Raw genomic sequence first — 18,218 nt, 5'->3', positions numbered from 1 at the left:
GATGCTGTCTTTCTCTTCAACCGGAGACGTCGACGACGCCGCAATCGCCGGCTTCGGAGGCGAAGGCCAGCAATTTGCCGGACTTGCTCCAGCTCATCGATGTGATCGCACCCTTGCCCGGCCGGCGCAAGAGCGCTTCCTTGGCGTCGCCGAGGCGGACCGCGAGGATCATGCCGTCGATGAAGCCGATGGCGAGGATATCCTCGGCAGGATGGAACTTCACGCAAGTGGCCATGATGTTGGCGCGGCTGCCGAGTTCGAGCGGCGCTTTGCCCATCGGGCCGTCCTTGCCCTGGAAGGGCCAGACGATTGCGGCTGGTGCACCGGACGAGGCGAGCCACTTGCCCTTTGCCGACCAGGACAGGGATTTCACCTTGGCGGGGTAGCCCGTCATGCGCATGTGCCGGGCTTCGGCGCCCGGTTTGACATCCAGCTTCCAGCCGTGCAGGGCGTTTTCTTGCATGGTGGTGACGATGAACTGGCCGTCCGGCGAGAAGGTGACGGCGTTATGCGCGCCCTTCCATTCCAGATTGATCGGTTGTGCGCTCATGCCGACCCAATGCAGCGATACGCCATTGTAGCGGGCGGCGGCGATGCGCAGGCCCTTGGGCGCAAACGCTATGCCTTCGACGGTGCGCTCTTCCGCAAATTCCTTCGTCGTGCCGTCTGACAGTCGCACGAAGGTGCTCTTGCCGTAGGAATAGGCGACCGCACCCTGCGGACCCGCGGCGATCTGCGCGATCCATTTGCGAGGGGCTTCAGCCAGGACCGTCACGCCGCCATCGGCTGCGATGCGCAGAACCTTGCCATCTTCACCGCCTGAAATCAGGCTTTCGCTATAGGGATCGCGGATGCAGGTGAGCATGCCCTGATGCGCTTCGGTCACCTTGTCTCCGCCTTCCAGGCGATGGATTGCGCCGGCGGCGCTGGCGAAGAAGGGAGTGTCACCTAAAAATTCGACGGCCAGAACGTGGCCGTCGATATCAAGCGGAGCAACAGTCGGCATCAGGCGGACGCCTCGCAGGCCTTGAAGCTTGCTTCGAGCTTTTCGCGGTCGAGATCGCGGCCGATGAAGACCAGACGGCTTTCATGCTTTTCGCCATCCTTCCACGGACGCTGGTGATCGCCTTCGATGATCATGTGCACGCCCTGAACCACGTAGCGTTCCGGATCGTCCTTGAAGGCGATGATGCCCTTGAGACGAAGGATGCTCGGCCCCTGGGTCTGCGTGACCTTCTGGATCCATGCGAAGAACCGCTCCGCGATCATCTCGCCGCCGCGCAGCGATACCGACTGCACGGTCACGTCATGGATCGGCGACGGGGCGTGGTGATGGTGGTCGTGACCGTGGTCATGATCATGGTGGTGGTGATGATCGTGGTCATGATGATGGTGATCATGGCCGTGATGGTCGTGATCGCAATCCGGGCCGCAGACATGATCGTCATGGCTCTGGTCGAGGAAATGCGGATCGTTTTCGAGCGCACGTTCAAGATTGAAGGCGCCCTGGTTCAGCACGCGGGCAAGGTCGACGCCGGAGCGGGTCGTCTTGTAGACGCGGGCGGCCGGGTTGATGGCGCGCACGATATCCTCGATCTGCGCCAACTCTGCCGGCGATACGAGATCGGACTTGTTGATGACGACGACGTCGGCAAAGGCGATCTGGTCTTCGGCCTCGCGGCTGTCCTTGAGGCGCAGCGGCAGGTGCTTGGCGTCAACGAGCGCGACGACGGCGTCGAGTTCCGTCTTGGTGCGAACATCGTCGTCCATGAAGAAGGTCTGGGCAACGGGAACCGGATCGGCAAGGCCTGTCGTTTCGACGATGATGCCGTCAAAGCGGCCGGGGCGGCGCATCAGTCCTTCAACGACGCGGATCAAGTCGCCGCGGACGGTGCAGCAGACGCAGCCGTTGTTCATTTCGTAGATTTCTTCGTCCGACTCGACGATCAGGTCGTTGTCGATGCCGATCTCGCCGAATTCATTGACGATGACGGCGTATTTCTTGCCGTGGTTTTCGGAGAGAATGCGATTGAGCAGCGTCGTCTTGCCGGCACCGAGATAGCCGGTGAGAACGGTAACGGGAACGGGCTTTTGCGTGGCTGTTTCGGTCATGGGAGCCTCGAAATATGGAAGGTTGCCCCGGGGAGCGGATATTGGTCGGGTTCCATATAAGGAGTTGGAGACGGCAGTTCAAAGGCTTTTATATGTTATAAGATCACATTGGGTTGCGGACGGGCGAAATGGCCGCATGGTCAGGTCAGCGTTGATACATCGAAGCCATCGACATCCTGCAAAAGCTCCACCAGCCCTTTGACCGCATGGGCGATCAGCCTTTCGCCCTTTACAGCTGTTGCCGCCCTGGCATTGCCGGCCACGCCTTGCGCGCTCAGGTCCGACATCTTCCAGCCGAAGGCATGGGGGCCATAGGCGCGAAGATGCTTGAGGTCGCGGATGAAATCGGACTGGCGGGACGGGAAGTTTTCCGCCTTCGACATGTCGACCTTTTCCGGATGCAGGGCGAGCATGACGGAAGTCTCGATATCGCCGCCGTGGACATCAATGGCCTTGTCGTTCGGTGCGATCAGCCCGTCCGGTACGCCGAAGCGGGTCCAGCTGGTGGCGACCGCCAGCATGCCGAAGCGGACGCGGGCTTCGGTTGCGACAATGGTCATCAACGGCGAGTTGCCGCCATGGGCGCTCAGCATGACGAATTTGCGGATGCCGAGCTTGTGCATTCGCTCGGCAATGCCGAGCCAGCGTTGAACCGCCTCATCGAAGGCCAGCGATTTCGAACCGGCGACATCCATGTGCTCGATGGAGTAGCCGACGGGCTCGGCGGCGAGGAAGGTGATGGGCAGATTGGCGGGCAGGGCAGTCTTGAGGCGGGCGACCACGCCTTCGGCGATCAATGTGTCGGTTTCGAACGGGAGATGGGGCCCGTGTTGCTCATAGGCGCCAAGTGGCAGCACGACGATCCATTTTGCCCGTTCTTCAGGGGTCAATGTAGCATCATTGTCGTCGAAACATGGCAAAGGATACGCCATCTGAGGGTGTGCCTCTTGTTTATGTCAATAACCTGCGCAATGTCATAGCGTGATGGCGCATCGGCGAAAAGGTCAACGGAATCACGATGGGTAAGAAGAACAAGGTCGGGAAGAAAAGTAAGTCAGGTAAAAAGAAGGATCACCGCGACTACACGCTTGCCGATCTGTCGCCGGCATTGACGCAGGCGGCGCGGTCGATGCGCACGGTGATAACACGCAACCTGACGGCAAGCGGTCTTTATGCCGGGCAGGATGGCGTCATTCTTGCCCTGGCGGCAAGTGACGGTCTCCCCGCCGGGTCGCTGGCACAAAAGCTCGGCGTCAAGGCGCCGACTATGACGCGCACGATCGGCCGCATGGAAGCGCAGGGCTTCGTCGAGCGCCGGCCGGATGCCGAAGACGCCCGCCTGACCAAGGTCTATCTGACCGAAACTGGACGCAACAGCGTCAGCGAGATCGAAAGTTCGGCTGCCAGCTGTGACGAGTTGGCGACGCGCGGCTTCTCCGAAAAAGACATTCGCTCGCTCGTACGGCTGCTCAAGGCGATCGAGAATAACCTCCAGGCCGGCGATGACGACGAGGATGATGAGGAAATCTGAAATTCCTCAAGAATTCGAGTTGCGCGGCGCGATTAAACCTTTTAATTAAATATTTTAAATTCCGGAATCGTAAAACGACGGAATGAGTATAAAGCTGCGTTTCACGGGGAGGGTGCGCGTGGCGCAAAAGATAAAGCTTTCGACGATTGCGGAAACGCTGGGCATTTCAACGGCAACGGTATCCCTGGCCTTACGCGACAGCCCGCTGGTTGCGGCCAATACGCGTGACAAGATCAAGGATCAGGCTCGCGCGCTCGGCTATATATACAACCGCCGCGCGGCCAGTCTCAGGACGTCACGCTCGGGGATCATCGGCGTCGTCGTGCACGACATCATGAACCCTTTTTACGGGGAAATTCTGAAGGCGATCGAAAGCGAGCTCGACCGCAGCCGTCACACATTCATTCTTTCCAACCACTATGATTCCGTCGAAAAGCAGCGGACCTTCATCGAGACGCTGCTGCAGCTCGGCGGCGATGGCGTCATCATGTCGCCGGCGATCGGCACGCCGCCTGAAGATTTCGAGCTGGCCGAAGAAAACGGCATGCCGGCTATCCTTGTGGCGCGTCAGATCGATGCGCTGGATCTGCCGACCTTTCGCGGCGATGACAGCTACGGCATCTCGCTTGCGACCAATCATCTGATCAGCCTTGGCCATCGCTCCATTGCGATGATCGGCGGCACCGACCAGACCTCGACCGGGCGCGACCGCTATCAGGGTTATGTCAACGCGCTTCGTAAGGCTGGCATCGAAGTCGATCCCGATCTGCGCATTCCCGGCGCGCGCTCCAAGCAGGGTGGTTTCGAAGCGGCGGTGCATTTCCTGTCGCTGCCGCAGAAGCCGACAGCGGCGGTCTGCTGGAACGATCTGGTCGCCATCGGCCTCATGAACGGCATTTCCCGCGCCGGCCTCGTGCCGGGACGGGACATCTCCGTCACCGGCTATGACGATCTGGAGGAAGCGGCGATCGCGACGCCTGCGCTTACCACGGTATGGAACGGCCAGGCCGAGGTCGGAAGGCTTGCAGCGAGAGCGCTTTTGGATAGGTTAGCTGGAAGCCATGAGCCGGATGGTATTCATCTCATCAAGCCGGAAATGCGCATCCGCCAGTCGACAGTGCCCTACAAGGCTCGCTAGTAGCGCCGAACCGTATCTCAAAGGAAAGATTCATGTCCGATAACCGCGTTGCCATCCTCGTCCCGGGGAAGATACACCCGCGTGTGCTCGAAAGGCTTGGAAAGCAGTTCGATGTCATCTCCGTCGATCGCGATGGTGGGCCGAAGGTTGACGCGGAAACTACGGCTCGCGTGCGTGGCGTGGCTGTCGCGGGTGGTTTCAACGCAGCCTGGATCGATGCCTTTCCGAATGTCGAAGTCATCGCCAATTTCGGCGTCGGTTATGACGGCATCGACGTCAAGCACGCCGCTTCGAAGGGTATCGTCGTCACCAACACGCCCGACGTGCTCAACGATGAGGTCGCAGATACGGCGATCGCCCTGCTGCTGAACACGCTGCGGCAATTTCCGAAGGCGGAAAGCTGGCTGCGTGAGGGACGCTGGGCGAAGGACGGCGCGTTTCCGCTCTCGCCCTTCTCGATGAAGGGGCGTCGCATCGGCATTAACGGTCTTGGCCGCATCGGCCTGGAGATCGCCAGAAGCTCGAGCCGTTCAAGGTGAAGATCGGTTATCACACGCGTACGCCCCGCGACGCGCTGCCCTATGATTACTATTCAACCCTCAAGGAGATGGCGCAGTCGGTGGATACGTTGATCTCCATCGTGCCGAAGACGCCGGAAACGCATAAGGTCATCAATGCCGAGATCCTTTCGGCGCTCGGACCGCAGGGCGTGTTCATCAATGTCGGCCGCGGCTGGTCCGTCGATGACGATGCGCTGATTGCTGCGCTCGGCAATGGAACGCTCGGAGCCGCCGGCCTCGACGTTTTCTACAGCGAGCCTAATGTTCCGGAAGGCTATCTCTCGCTGCCTAACGTTTCGCTTTTGCCGCATGTGGCTTCCGCCTCTGCGCCAACGCGCGATGCGATGGCCGATCTGGTGGCCGACAACATCATCGAATGGTTCGGTAAAGGCAAGGCGGTAACGCCGGTGCCGGAAACGCCGGTCAAGCCGCGCGGCTGATCAGACGGCGTTTTGGCGATGGGGAGCGGCGAGGGGCCGCTCCTTGCTCGATGCATAGTCGCGCACGGCGTCGCCGAATGCGACAAATAGCTTGTGCGAGGGCGAATCCGTCTCGGCCCAATATTCCGGGTGCCATTGCACACCGACGGCGAAGGCCTTTGCGCTGATGACGGAGACGGCTTCGATCGTGCCGTCTTCGGCAAGCGCTTCTACCTGCAGCCTCGGGGCCGTCTCGGCAATCGCCTGACGATGCAGAGAATTGACCCGCACTTCACCCGGACCGATGACACGGGCGATGCAGGAACCTTCCTTGACGAAGACGCTCTGGCGGATGGAGTACATTGTGTCCCGGTCGACATTCTGAGGCTTGCGGTGATCCCAGATGCCAGGCTGGTCCTGGATCTCGCTCGCCAGCGTGCCACCAAGCGCAACGTTCAGCTCCTGAATACCACGACAGATGGCAAGCATCGGAATGGCGCGTTCTATGGCCCGGCGGATGAGCGGCAGGGATGTCGCATCGCGCGCCGGATCGAACGGCCCATCACTTTCGTGAGCCTCTTTGCCGTAGAGTGAGGGGTGCACATTGCTGGCGGAGCCGGAGACGAGCAGGCCGTCGACGCGGTCCAGAATGGCGTCAGCATCATTGTCTTCTTCGAGTGCCGGAACGATGAGCGCCGTCAGGCCCGCCGCCTTTACCGCCGCGCGGACATATTGCAGCTGCACCGCATGCCAGCTCGTACCGTCGAACTCGCGGATGTCGGCGGGAATGGCGATGATCGGTCTGGACATGCAAGGCTCCGGAGGCTGCTGAACGGCTATTTTGAGGGATCCCTGAATGACGAAGATGTCAATCCGAGGGCAGATTACCCTGGTCCTCAATCTACGCGAAGAGAGCTCGGCCGGCAACGCGGAGTGGTTTCGATAAGGCTTTGTTTCCGTTCGTCACGCGGATGTACAGGAATCGCCATAATGCGATGCAAGAGCAAACTTGAAAGACAGTGTGCGGCGTGGTTAGTTCCATCGCTTGCGCTGGGTTGGGGAGCGCGCCGCTCTCCTGCAAAACCGTCCGTATAGGAGATTTCGATGGATCGCCGTTCCTTTATAAGGCGGGCAGGAGCAGTTGGCGCAGGTGCTGCCGCCTCCGCGCTTGCAAGCCCGGCTCTGGCCCAGGAATATCCGAAGATCACCTGGAAGATGACCTCGTCGTTTCCCAAGAGCCTGGATACGATCTATGGCGGTGCGGAGGATATTGCCTCGCATGTGTCCGATGCGACCAACGGTAATTTCGTGATCCAGACCTACGAGGCCGGCGAGATCGTGCCCGCCGCGCAGGCTGCCGATGCCGTGAGCGCCGGCACGGTCGATGCCGCTCACACCTGCTCCTATTATTTCTCCAACAAGGATCCGACCTATGCCATCGGTACGGCGCTGCCGTTCGGCCTCAATGCCCGGCTGACGAACGCCTGGTTTTACCAGGGCGACGGCAACAAGCTGATGAACGAATTCTATGCGACGCAAGGCATTCTCGGCCTTCCGGCCGGCAATACCGGAACGCAGATGGGCGGTTGGTTTCGCAAGGAAATCAATACGCTTGATGACCTCAAGGGGCTGAAGATGCGCATTGCTGGCCTTGCCGGCAAGGTGATGGAAAAGATCGGCGTCGCGCCGCAGCAGGACATTGCCGCCAATGGTGTCTATGATGCACTGGACAAGGGCACGGTCGACGCGGTCGAATGGGTTGGGCCTTATGACGACCTGAAGCTCGGACTGCAGAAGATCGCCAAATACTATTATTATCCAGGATGGTGGGAAGGCGGCGCCGTGGTGCATGCCTTCTTCAATCTCGACAAGTGGAATAGTCTGCCGAAGAATTATCAGACGATCCTTGCCGATGCCTGTGCCTTTGCCAACACCAACATGCTGGCGAAATACGATGTAAAGAATCCGCAGGCGCTGAAAGATATCGTACAGCAGGGCGTGACGCTGCGTCCCTTTAGCCAGGAAATCATGGAAGCGTGCTTCCAGGCGGCCAACGGGCTCTATGCCGAGCTGTCCAAATCCAACGACTCCTTCAAGCGTATCTATGAGGATCAAGTTGCCTATAAGAAGGATGCATATCTCTGGATGCAGCTCTCCGAATATACTTTCGATACCTTCATGATGATTCAGCAGCGTGCGGGAAAGCTCTAATCAGTATTCTATAAGTGTTTAGTGATGTTGTGTTTTATTTATTAGGCACTTAAATACTACATTGCTGGTAGAATCCACTTGGGTCGATTGCGCGAATACGATGCGACTTACAACTTAAATTCAACGTAAGTTACCGACATAATTGGAAAAACTGTCGCGATGCATGCTATTTGGGCAATCAAATTTTAAAACGTTTCACCTAGGGTGTCCGCCGCATCAGGGGAACTCTGAATGAAGCCTCCAAGCCCGAACACCGTGCCGACGGATGTTTATCTGTCGTTCGTCAGTTCGCTTTTCGGAAACCGTAAAACATTGTTTACGGGGGTGGCTGTCCATATCCTGACGTATGTCATCGTCTTCCTGAGCACGCGCGCGAACATCTACCTCGTCCTTTGCCTGGCTTTCGCAGCCGTATTTGCATTGCGGATGTATTCGTTCTGGCTCTTCGACGTGGCCGACAAGCATAGTTTCACGCGTGCCGATATCGCGCGCTGGGAAACGCGCTATGTGATCGGCGCGGCGGCGACGGCGTCCATCCTCGGCATCGGCAGCGGCTATGCCATTCTGATCGTGCAGGATCCGCTGGCCGAATTCATCTGTATCGCCGTGACGATGGCGTCGATGGTATCGATCGTCGGCCGCAACTACGGTTCACAGAAGGCGATCGATCTCCAGACGCTCGCCTGTTGCCTGCCCATCATCATCGCCTGCCTGATGTCGCAGCAGCTCTACAAGGCTGTGGTTTCCATCATGCTCGTGCCGTTCGGCCTGACGACGCGCGCGATGGCAAACGGTGTGCGGGAGTTTCTCTACAAGAATGTCATTGCGTCACGCGAGATCTCGCAGATCGCCGACCGGTTCGATACGGCGCTCAACAATATGACGCATGGCCTGTTCATGCTGGACGCCCACAACCGCATCCTCGTGGTCAATCGCAAGGCATGCGAACTGCTGAATTTCTCACATCAGGAGCAGCTCAAGGACTGTGAGTTCGATGTCGTGCTGCGCTATGGCGCACGTCATGCCTTCATCGACGGGTCGCTGCCGGGGCTCATTCAGCGGCAGATGGCGCAGCTCGTCAGCGGCACGCTGTCGCGCACGCTGATTCAGTTCAACGAAGATCAGTTTCTGGAATTTTCGGCCAGCCGCCGCGCCGATGGCGTCGTCATCCTGATTTTCGAGGATGTGACGGTTCGCATTCGGGCCGAGCGCAAGATCCTGCACATGGTGCGCTATGACCCTCTGACAGGATTGCCAAACCGCGAATATTTCGTCGAGATGGTCAAGGAGAAGCTGGCTGCACGTAGCAGTGAAGGCCAGATCGGCATTCTGGTTCTCGATGTCGACGACTTCAAGCATGTCAACGACACCAAGGGTCATGTGACCGGAGATCGTTTGTTGGTCGCCATTGCCGAGCGACTGAAGGAGATCGCAGGCACCACAGCGCTTGCTGCGCGTCTGGTGGGCGACCAGTTCGTGCTGTTTTTCCCGAATGAGGGCAATGCGTCTGATATCGACGACCGCGTGCGCGCGCTCCATGCCGGGATGACGGGCAGCTACGATGTCGATGATAATAGCTTCCGTATTTCGTTCAGCGGCGGTTACGTAACCATGTCGAACCGCGAATTCCGTTCCGAGGAGTGGCAGATCAAGGCCGATCTGGCGTTGTTCGACGCCAAGCTGAGGATAAAGGGCGGCTGCAGCGCCTTCGAGCAGGAGATGGATGCGCGTTACGTCGAGCGGCAGAAGCTGAAGGATGATTTGCGCGAGGCAGTGGAAGCCGGCAATCTTCAGGCCGTGTACCAGCCGATGTTCACGCCGGATGGCTCCCGTATCGATTGCTGTGAGGCCCTGGCGCGTTGGGTTCACCCGGAAAAGGGCTCAATTCCGCCCAACATCTTCGTGCAGATCGCCGAGGAAATGGGCATCGTCGGCGGCATCACCCGCTTCATGATCAACCGGGCTTGCCGGGATTGCGTCTCATGGCCGGCGCCGGTTGCCGTTTCGGTCAACCTCTCGGCGCAGGATCTGCGCAGCAACGATATCGTCGGTATCGTCATGGAAGCGCTCGACGCGTCTGGTCTGGAGGCTTCGCGGCTGCATCTCGAGGTCACCGAAAGTTGCCTCATGGATGAGGTGGCGACGGTGCGCTCCATTCTTGCCGATCTGCGCTCCAAGGGTATCACGATCGCAATCGATGACTTCGGCACGGGCTTTTCCAGCCTCAGCTATCTCGATTCGCTGCCTGTGGATGTCGTTAAGATCGACCGGTCGTTCGTTCGTGACATCACGACCGACAGCCGCCGCTTCAAGCTGCTGTGCGGCATCGTCGATCTTTCCCGCGCTCTCAGCCTTCACATCGTCATCGAGGGTGTCGAGACGTTGGAGCAACTGGCGCTCATCGTTGAAAAAAATCTGGCCGATATCATCCAGGGCTACGTATTCTCAGCTCCGGTTTCCAAGGAACAAGTTTCCGGCATGGTGGAAAATCTTGTCCGGCGACAGTCAGGGCCGCGGCACGATCACGTCGCCTGACACGTCTGAGACGCTTGGGATCATCGTTGGTAAGTCACCATGGCTCGCGAAAGCAAGACAGCGGATCTATTTTGCGCGCCTTTATCAAGGCCGGTCATTGTCTGTTTTACAGCAACGTACACTCGGGCGCTTCCACGATCTCCAATTTATACCGGTATTCGTTTGAAAAATTAACCTTAATGAACGAATAGTTAATAAAATCTAAAACAAATATTGATCAAATTTTCCGTAAATACCATTAATGATTCGTTAACCATCACGGAACATTAATCATGACGCATATGAGTACTTTGCAAAACAGCTTCGCTGGCAAGCTGATGGAGGTGCTCGATCACGTGGAATACCGCCGAATCGAAAGCAGCGAAGACATGGAGGATGTCGCGCGGCTACGCTACAAGGCCTACAAGGCGCGCGAAGTCTTGCCGGTGGCGGCCAAAAACCTGATCGACGACATCGATTTCGATGATCACGCCTATATTTTTGGGGTTTATTACTACGAGGAATTGGTCAGCACGGTGCGAATACACCATGTGACGCCAGATCATCGAGTATGCCAGTCGACCGGCATTTTCCCTGACGAGATTCACGCCTTTCTCGATGCCGGCATGACGTTGATCGATCCCGCGCGTTTTGCCGTGGATCCTGATCTCGAGCTCGAATTGCCGGCTTTGCCCTACCTGACGCTGAGGCCGGCCATCGTGGGTGCCATCTACTTCGACACGGATCGGGTGATGCAGCATATTCGCCCGGCACATGCGGCTTTCTATAAACGCGTCTTTTATGCCGATACGGTCGTGCCGCCGCGCATGACCAAGACTTACGGTTTCGAGCTGACGTTGCTGGCATCCCGATCGAAAGAGATTCGCGGCAAGCTGATGCAACGATATCCGTTTTTCGATTCCGAACCCTATGAGCGGCGCATGATGTTTTCCCGCAGCGAAGACACCGGCACTCCGCCTTTGACCATCCTGCCGACGGCACGGCTGGCAAGCGGTGGTCGACGCGACATTCGAGGGCAGTTTGGCTAGAGCAATTCCAGCAAAAGTGCGACGCGGTTTTGCGTCCGGAATTGCTTGAGGCAAGGAGATAGAGCATTTCCGTTCAAAAACGGAAATGCTCTGAGCTGCGCACCGATGCGACCTTCTCGTGCATTGCATTTTCCCTCGCTTTGTGTAACCCCTCGGTAGAGGATATTTGGCTGTGGCATCTCGCTCTTTGATGCTGCAGCTTTTGAGGACAATCTCCTGCCGCCAGCGAGCTACAAGGCGTGTCGGGGGAGAGGATTGAGGGGAGATTTTTGAATGGCCGAACATCATACTGGACCCGCGGAAACTGGTGCTCCCATGGACTACAGGGAGCATGAAAAGACCTATAATGGCTTCCTTTTCGTCGCCAGGGTCGGATCGGCGATCATTGCCGCGCTATTGATTGGAATGGCTGCCGGTTTCTTCGGCCACGCCGGCCTGTTCGGCGGATTTGCCATTTTCCTCGTTCTTGCGATCGTTGGCGGTTTTCTCGTGCGCTGATCGACGCTGGGCTGTTCCGCCCGCGCTTTCCCTGAAATTCTGACCTGATTTCGCAGGTTCTTGCGCTGCTGTATTCAGCGGGGCTGTCGTTTGATGCGAGGTGTTGTCGTTGGGCAATCTGGTTTTTGTCGGCAAGGAAACCGTGGGGGATGAAACGCGCGTCGCGGCATCCGTCGAGAGTGTCAAGAAGATGAGAAGCCTCGGCTTCGATGTGGTCATCGAGGCTGGCGCCGGGGCTTCGGCCCGCATTCCTGACAGCGAATACGAGGCCATGGGCGCGCGCATCGGCACCACGAAGGATGCCAAGCGGGCGGATGTGATCCTCAAGGTCAGGCGACCGACCAGCAAGGAAATTGCCGGCTACAAAAGCGGCGCGATCGTCATCGCCATCATGGATCCCTATGGCAACGAGGCAGCTCTGGTCGAGATGGCGCGCGCCGGACTGACGGGCTTTGCCATGGAGCTGATGCCGCGCATCACGCGGGCGCAGTCGATGGACGTTCTGTCGTCGCAAGCCAATCTCGCCGGCTATCAGGCCGTCATCGAGGCTGCCGCAATATATGACCGGGCGTTGCCGATGATGATGACTGCCGCCGGCACCGTGCCGGCGGCAAAGGTATTCGTCATGGGCGCCGGTGTCGCCGGCCTGCAGGCGATCGCCACCGCCAGGCGCCTGGGTGCCCTGGTCTCGGGTACCGACGTGCGTCCGGCTGCCAAGGAGCAGGTTGCCTCGCTCGGCGCGAAATTCATCGCCGTCGAGGACGAAGAGTTCAAGGCGGCGGAGACCGCCGGCGGCTATGCCAAGGAAATGTCGAAAGAGTACCAGGCCAAGCAGGCAGCGCTCGTGGCGGAGCACATTGCCAAGCAGGATATCATCATCACCACGGCGCTGATCCCGGGCCGGCCGGCACCGCGGCTTGTCAGCCGCGACATGCTGAAGGCGATGCGCCCGGGTGCGGTCGCGGTCGATCTTGCCGTAGAGCGTGGCGGCAATATCGAGGGCGCCGAATACAACACCGTCACGGATGTCGAAGGCGTCAAGGTGGTCGGATATCCGAACATGGCCGGACGAATTCCGGCAAGCGCGTCGGCTCTTTATGCCAAAAACCTCGTCACCTTCCTGGAAACGATGGTGGACAAGGACAGCAAGAGCCTCGGCCTCAATCGCGCGGACGAGCTGATCAAGGCGACGATGCTGACCGACGGCGGCGAAGTCGTGCACCCGAATTTCGTCGATCCCGATCAGCCGACGGTCAAAAAGGGAGATCTCTGAGATGGCCAGCCAAGCAATGGACCAGGCACTCCAGCAACTGAATGACGCCGTGACCGCTGTCACGACGGCAGCCGCACAGGCGCCCGAAGTGGCGAGCGCCGCAACGGGCGGGGTGATCGATCCCTTCGTGTTTCAGTTCGCGATCTTCGTGCTGGCGATCTTTGTCGGTTACTATGTGGTCTGGTCGGTGACGCCGGCTCTGCACACGCCGCTGATGGCGGTGACGAATGCCATCTCCTCGGTCATCGTCGTCGGCGCATTGCTGGCGGTCGGCATTTCCGCCAGCGGCTTGGCCACGGGGTTCGGCTTCGTGGCCCTAGTGCTCGTTTCGGTCAACATCTTCGGCGGCTTCCTCGTCACGCAGCGCATGCTGGCGATGTACCGCAAGAAGGACAAGTGAGGCCGGCATGACCAATATCGCAGCTTTCCTCTATCTCGTCTCCGGTGTGCTGTTCGTTCTCGCACTGCGCGGCCTTTCGCACCCGGCGACCAGCCGGCGCGGCAATCTCTACGGCATGGTGGGCATGGGGATCGCCATCGTCACCACGCTGGTGCTGGCGACGCCATCCTTCGGTGGCCTGGTGCTCATCATCCTCGGTCTTGCCATTGGCGGCGGGGCAGGCGCCTATATCGCCCGCGTCATCCCGATGACCTCGATGCCGCAGCTTGTGGCCGGCTTCCACTCGCTGGTGGGTCTTGCTGCTGTTCTGGTGGCGGCATCGGCGCTCTATACACCCTCTTCCTTCGGTATCGGCAATATAGGCTCGATCCATACGGAAGCGCGCGTCGAGATGGCGATCGGTGCGGCGATCGGCGCCTTGACCTTCACGGGTTCGATCATCGCCTTCCTGAAGCTCGACGGGCGCATGTCCGGCAAGCCGATCATGCTGCCTTTCCGGCACGTCATCAACGCCGCGCTGCTGGTGCTGATCGTCGTCTTCATCATCGGCCTTGCCGTCACCGAAAGCCATTTCGACTTCTGGGCGATCATCGTCCTGTCGCTGGCGCTCGGCGTGCTTTTGATCGTGCCGATCGGTGGCGCGGACATGCCTGTCGTCGTGTCGATGCTGAATTCCTATTCGGGATGGGCGGCGGCCGGCATCGGCTTCACGCTCGGCAATCTGGCACTCATCATCACCGGCGCGCTTGTCGGTTCCTCGGGTGCGATCCTGTCCTACATCATGTGCAAGGGCATGAACCGCTCCTTCATATCGGTCATTCTCGGTGGCTTTGGCGGCGAGGCGACGTCTGGCGGCGCTGACAATTCCGACAAATCCGTCAAGCTCGGTTCGGCCGAGGATGCTGCCTATCTCATGGCAAATGCCTCCAAGGTCATCATCGTGCCGGGTTACGGCATGGCAGTCGCACAGGCCCAGCATGCGCTGCGCGAGATGGGAGACAGGCTTAAGGCCCATGGTGTGGAAGTGAAATACGCCATCCATCCGGTCGCCGGCCGCATGCCAGGCCATATGAACGTGCTTCTCGCCGAAGCCAACGTGCCCTATGACGAGGTGTTCGAGCTTGAGGATATCAACTCCGAGTTCGCGCAGGCCGATGTCGCCTATGTCATCGGCGCCAACGACGTCACCAACCCGGCGGCGCGCGATGACAAGACCTCGCCGATCTACGGCATGCCGATCCTCGACGTCGACAAGGCCAAGACCTGCCTCTTCGTCAAGCGCTCCCTCGGCTCAGGCTATGCCGGCATCGACAACACGCTCTTTTACAAGGACGGCACGATGATGCTGCTGGGCGATGCCAAGAAGGTGACCGAGGAAATCGTCAAGGCGATGAACGAGTAAAGGCATTTGCGGCCCATTCGGCTTGCCTGCCTATGCCCGTTCGCGCTCGCGCTCCATCGTGTTGCGCGGGGCGATCAGTATCCAGACGAGGCCGCCGGGGCGAAAATCGATCTCGACACTGCCGCTGAAGGACGCGGCGGCATGGGTCTTCGTTACGGTGGTGCCGAAGCCGGTCTCGGTCGGCGGCTTGACGGGCGGACCGCCGCTTTCTGTCCATGTGACACGGATCATCGGTCCGTTTTCGCTGGCTTCATTCGCCCACTCGATGGCGATCCTGCCTTCAGGCGCTGAAAGCGCACCGTATTTCACCGAATTCGTCGCAAGCTCATGCAGGATCAGCCCAAGGTTTTGCACGGCCTCGGGTTTCAGCAGAAAATCGTTGCCCAGGACGTCGAGCTGTTGCGGCTCCTGAAGAAAGGTTGCGAGATGGATGTCGATCACCCGTCGCAGCGAAACGCCCGACCATTGTTCGCTGGTCAGCACTTCGATCGATCGAGCCAATCCCTCCAGCCGGTCGGCGACGGCACGCTGGAAGGTATCGACACTATCTGTCTGGCGGGCGAGCTGACGGGTCATCGCCTGGGCAAGCGCCAGCAGGTTCTTGGTGCGATGGACGAGCTCATGCATGACGAAATGCAGCCGGTCTTCCGTGACGCTGCGATCGAAGGATGCATTGGAAAGCGCTATCGCCACCTGATTGGCTTCGACAACGCTCGTCTCGACCGGGGCCACGATCTCGCCGCGGCCCATGCGTTCCGCCATGTCGGCAATGCTCTGTATGGTGGTCCGCACCTGGCGCGCCAGGGCATAGACGGCAATGAGCGCGACCAGCAGCAAGGTGACGCCGCCATAGATCAGGAAGCGCCAGGTGCTCATCAGCGAGGATTGTGCCGAGGCTACAGGCCCCCAGACGACCGCTTTCCATGACCATCCGGAGATCTGGGCATAGCCGAGCAGCGAGTGCGGGAGGACCTTGTCATCCTGATAGACGCCGCTCGATGCAATCAGCTTGGAGAGGATTTCCTTATTGAACACGTCGCCCGGCGCGTGGATCGTCGGCCCGCCAGCGGCGACGACATGGCCCGATTTGTCGAGGACGGCGGCCGACCAGCCCGGCGGCAAAGCCTCCGTGGAGATGAGTTTGGCAAGATCATCGGCATCCTGGGTTATGGCCAGGGCGGCGCCAGCCGGCGAATGTTCGAGGGGCAGGGTAACGTTATAGACCCATCGATGGATCGTTGAGCCCATGAAGACGTCGGAGGTCTCGATGCGCCCGGAGTCGAGCGCCGATTGCAGCGCAACGACATTGCCCGTCTTGCCGAGCGGCTTGCCAAGAGGCCAGCGGGTGTTCAGCCTGATATCGCCGTCCTTGTTCATCAGCAGGACAAAGAGGGAATCGGTGCGCAAGACCGTCTCCGTCCGGGCGAAGAAGGTAGCGATGTCGTTTTGCTCCAACTCCGGTGAAGAGGAAAGCAGCCGCAGCGTCGTCGCCATGTCCTGCAATTGCCGATCGATGACGCGCGCCAGAGCCTGGGCGTCCTGGACGGTATCGCCCTTCAATGCGTCACGCTCGTTGTCCTCGAGCTGAACCAGAAGCAAAGCGACGAAGGCCAGAATGGGCAAGGCGATCGCCAATGCGATGGCGATCAGATAAGCCCCAATTGACGCCTTAGGGAAATGCGGCTTCCTCATGGTGCGATCAACCGATCGTAACTCCATGACGATGAGAAGCGTTGGCAAAAGCGGAAAGATCGGTTCTCGTCGTCATGCCAAGCGCCCCCATGCCTAGTCCCGAGCTACATGCTCTCGAAGCGCCCATGTTAGGGCGCGGTAAATTACCTTGCAACATCTGAAAAGTCATTGCCGCGAAATCATAAGCGATCTCGGATATTTACGACCATAAAGATGTATTCCTGCGGTTGCGGCAACCGTGCCTTCTTCCGGGTCAGTCAAAGCGGGACAGGCGGAAAGGCGAGAGTTGCGGGGCTTTGCTGCCATCAAGGATTTCCTCGGCGGCAAGCAGTCCGACGAGTGGTGCCAGCGTTACGCCGGAATGAAGAACGGCGAGATAGAGGCCCGGTACCGCATCAACGCTTCCGAGGATAGGCAAGCCATCCTTCGGCGTCGGCCTATAGCCGATGGTATGAAAATCGAGCTTCAGTGCCTCGCCACCTTTCAATGCTGCCTTGACCTTGGCGAAAAGCTCTGCTGCGGCTTTCTCCGGTTGGTTTCCGGGATTGGTGCCGCCGAAATCGCTGCCGGCGATGATCCGCCCCTCCGCCGTCTGGCGCATGTGCAGTTCCGGCGCCATCACCAGGCCATTCAGCAGTTTTGGCGCGGGCAGGGAGTGGACGATGAGGCCCGGCGGTGTTTCGAGCGGCACATCGATATCCACCGACGCGGCGAGCGCTGCCGTGCCGGCGCCGGCGGCGAGAGTGACATGATCGGCTGTTATCACGCCTTGGCTGGTTTCGACGCCGATGATCTTACCGTGATCCTTCAGCAGGCGGGTGACTTCGACACCGGACAATAGTGTCGCGCCGTGGCGCTCCGCATCCTCCAGCAGCAGCGCGGCGGCTGCAACGGGCTCGACCGCGCCTTCCTCAGCGACATGCAGCGCGTAGTCCGGCGGGGAGGCAAGGTTCGGTTCGATCATTGTGCTGGTGGCACGATTGACCGGCTGTATGCCGTAGCCCCAGCCGTGATGCTGAGCCGCATAGGCGTCCAGCTCCACCTCGGGGAGATCCCAGCTCAATCCGCCGCACCAGGACAGCGGCAGGCCCGGCAGCTCCACCGCCAGTCGCGACCATTCGGCCATGGAGCGATGCCTGAGCCGGAAATAGAACTCCGGGTTACCCCAGCTCGCATTGATCCAGGCGAAAGAATTGGGTGTCGCCACGCCGCCGATCTTCTCGGCAATCACCGTGACTTCAGCACCCTTGCGCTGGAGGTGCCAGGCGATGGAAGCGCCGATGATTCCGGCGCCGATGACGATGACTTTGTGGGGGGAGGGCATATCGCTGTCTCGTTCGGAAGGGGTGCCTCAAGACTAGGCGTTCATCGGCGCAAAGAAAAGCCGCCGGGCGAAGCATCGCCGGCGGCCGAATGTCC

15 protein-coding genes and 1 pseudogene are annotated in these 18,218 nt (G+C 59.4%); 10 read left to right on the top strand and 6 right to left on the bottom strand.

The genetic code is table 11. The annotated features are described in order from the left end of the window. Nucleotides 1-16: 16 nt before the first annotated feature. From BSK43_RS11035 to BSK43_RS11025, 3 genes are all read right to left on the bottom strand, one after another. Nucleotides 17-1,006 carry a WD40 repeat domain-containing protein gene (locus BSK43_RS11035; protein WP_077469408.1) on the bottom strand — a complete coding sequence of 330 codons (990 nt, stop codon included), beginning with the start codon at nucleotides 1,004-1,006 and terminating at the stop codon, nucleotides 17-19. After that, the gene (locus BSK43_RS11030) at nucleotides 1,006-2,112 is read right to left on the bottom strand and encodes a GTP-binding protein (protein ID WP_077469409.1); all 1,107 of its coding nucleotides are present in this window, start codon (nucleotides 2,110-2,112) and stop codon (nucleotides 1,006-1,008) included. The genes BSK43_RS11035 and BSK43_RS11030 overlap by 1 nt, the downstream gene beginning before the upstream one ends. A gap of 140 nt (nucleotides 2,113-2,252) precedes the next feature. After that, nucleotides 2,253-3,044 carry a creatininase family protein gene (locus BSK43_RS11025; protein WP_077469410.1) on the bottom strand — a complete coding sequence of 264 codons (792 nt, stop codon included), beginning with the start codon at nucleotides 3,042-3,044 and terminating at the stop codon, nucleotides 2,253-2,255. A gap of 86 nt (nucleotides 3,045-3,130) precedes the next feature. On the opposite strand from BSK43_RS11025, the gene BSK43_RS11020 reads away from it, so the two are divergent. The 3 genes and pseudogenes from BSK43_RS11020 (at nucleotide 3,131) to BSK43_RS11010 (ending at nucleotide 5,781) form a co-directional block, all read left to right on the top strand. Then, nucleotides 3,131-3,643 carry a MarR family winged helix-turn-helix transcriptional regulator gene (locus tag BSK43_RS11020; RefSeq protein WP_068399973.1) on the top strand — a complete coding sequence of 171 codons (513 nt, stop codon included), beginning with the start codon at nucleotides 3,131-3,133 and terminating at the stop codon, nucleotides 3,641-3,643. A 118-nt stretch (nucleotides 3,644-3,761) separates the two neighbouring features. Continuing rightward, entirely contained in the window at nucleotides 3,762-4,781 is a 1,020-nt protein-coding gene (locus BSK43_RS11015; RefSeq protein WP_068400510.1) for a LacI family DNA-binding transcriptional regulator, read from the top strand. A 32-nt stretch (nucleotides 4,782-4,813) separates the two neighbouring features. Further along, nucleotides 4,814-5,781: pseudogene (locus tag BSK43_RS11010) on the top strand (2-hydroxyacid dehydrogenase). Here BSK43_RS11010 and BSK43_RS11005 read toward each other — a convergent pair. After that, on the bottom strand, nucleotides 5,782-6,570 hold the full coding sequence (locus tag BSK43_RS11005; protein ID WP_077469411.1) for a gamma-glutamyl-gamma-aminobutyrate hydrolase family protein: 789 nt from the start codon (nucleotides 6,568-6,570) through the stop codon (nucleotides 5,782-5,784). 294 nt (nucleotides 6,571-6,864) lie between these two features. Between BSK43_RS11005 and BSK43_RS11000 the strand changes: the two genes are divergently transcribed. The 7 genes from BSK43_RS11000 (at nucleotide 6,865) to BSK43_RS10970 (ending at nucleotide 15,107) form a co-directional block, all read left to right on the top strand. Further along, nucleotides 6,865-7,971 (top strand): TRAP transporter substrate-binding protein, encoded by a 1,107-nt coding sequence (locus BSK43_RS11000; RefSeq protein ID WP_077469412.1) that lies wholly within the window; start codon nucleotides 6,865-6,867, stop codon nucleotides 7,969-7,971. Between the two features lie 231 nt (nucleotides 7,972-8,202). Further along, entirely contained in the window at nucleotides 8,203-10,506 is a 2,304-nt protein-coding gene (locus tag BSK43_RS10995; protein ID WP_077469413.1) for an EAL domain-containing protein, read from the top strand. Between the two features lie 272 nt (nucleotides 10,507-10,778). Further along, complete coding sequence (locus tag BSK43_RS10990; protein ID WP_077469414.1) at nucleotides 10,779-11,534, top strand: hypothetical protein; 756 nt, start codon at nucleotides 10,779-10,781, stop codon at nucleotides 11,532-11,534. 273 nt (nucleotides 11,535-11,807) lie between these two features. Further along, nucleotides 11,808-12,032, top strand: a complete 225-nt coding sequence (locus tag BSK43_RS10985) for an aa3-type cytochrome c oxidase subunit IV (protein ID WP_077469415.1) — start codon at nucleotides 11,808-11,810, stop codon at nucleotides 12,030-12,032. Nucleotides 12,033-12,141: 109 nt separating this feature from the next. Then, the gene (locus tag BSK43_RS10980) at nucleotides 12,142-13,305 is read left to right on the top strand and encodes a Re/Si-specific NAD(P)(+) transhydrogenase subunit alpha (protein ID WP_077469416.1); all 1,164 of its coding nucleotides are present in this window, start codon (nucleotides 12,142-12,144) and stop codon (nucleotides 13,303-13,305) included. Nucleotide 13,306: 1 nt separating this feature from the next. Further along, nucleotides 13,307-13,705 (top strand): proton-translocating transhydrogenase family protein, encoded by a 399-nt coding sequence (locus BSK43_RS10975; RefSeq protein ID WP_068399999.1) that lies wholly within the window; start codon nucleotides 13,307-13,309, stop codon nucleotides 13,703-13,705. Nucleotides 13,706-13,712: 7 nt separating this feature from the next. Continuing rightward, entirely contained in the window at nucleotides 13,713-15,107 is a 1,395-nt protein-coding gene (locus BSK43_RS10970) for an NAD(P)(+) transhydrogenase (Re/Si-specific) subunit beta (protein ID WP_077469417.1), read from the top strand. A gap of 30 nt (nucleotides 15,108-15,137) precedes the next feature. Here BSK43_RS10970 and BSK43_RS10965 read toward each other — a convergent pair whose 3' ends face one another. Continuing rightward, entirely contained in the window at nucleotides 15,138-16,799 is a 1,662-nt protein-coding gene (locus BSK43_RS10965) for a sensor histidine kinase (RefSeq protein ID WP_077469418.1), read from the bottom strand. A 253-nt stretch (nucleotides 16,800-17,052) separates the two neighbouring features. After that, nucleotides 17,053-18,123, bottom strand: coding sequence for an FAD-binding oxidoreductase (locus tag BSK43_RS10960; protein ID WP_077469419.1), 1,071 nt, complete (start codon nucleotides 18,121-18,123; stop codon nucleotides 17,053-17,055). Nucleotides 18,124-18,218: the final 95 nt, after the last annotated feature.

Source organism: Rhizobium sp. P44RR-XXIV (assembly GCF_001999485.2).
Taxonomy (GTDB): Bacteria; Pseudomonadota; Alphaproteobacteria; order Rhizobiales; family Rhizobiaceae; genus Rhizobium.
This window is presented reverse-complemented; position numbering and strand designations above follow the sequence as displayed.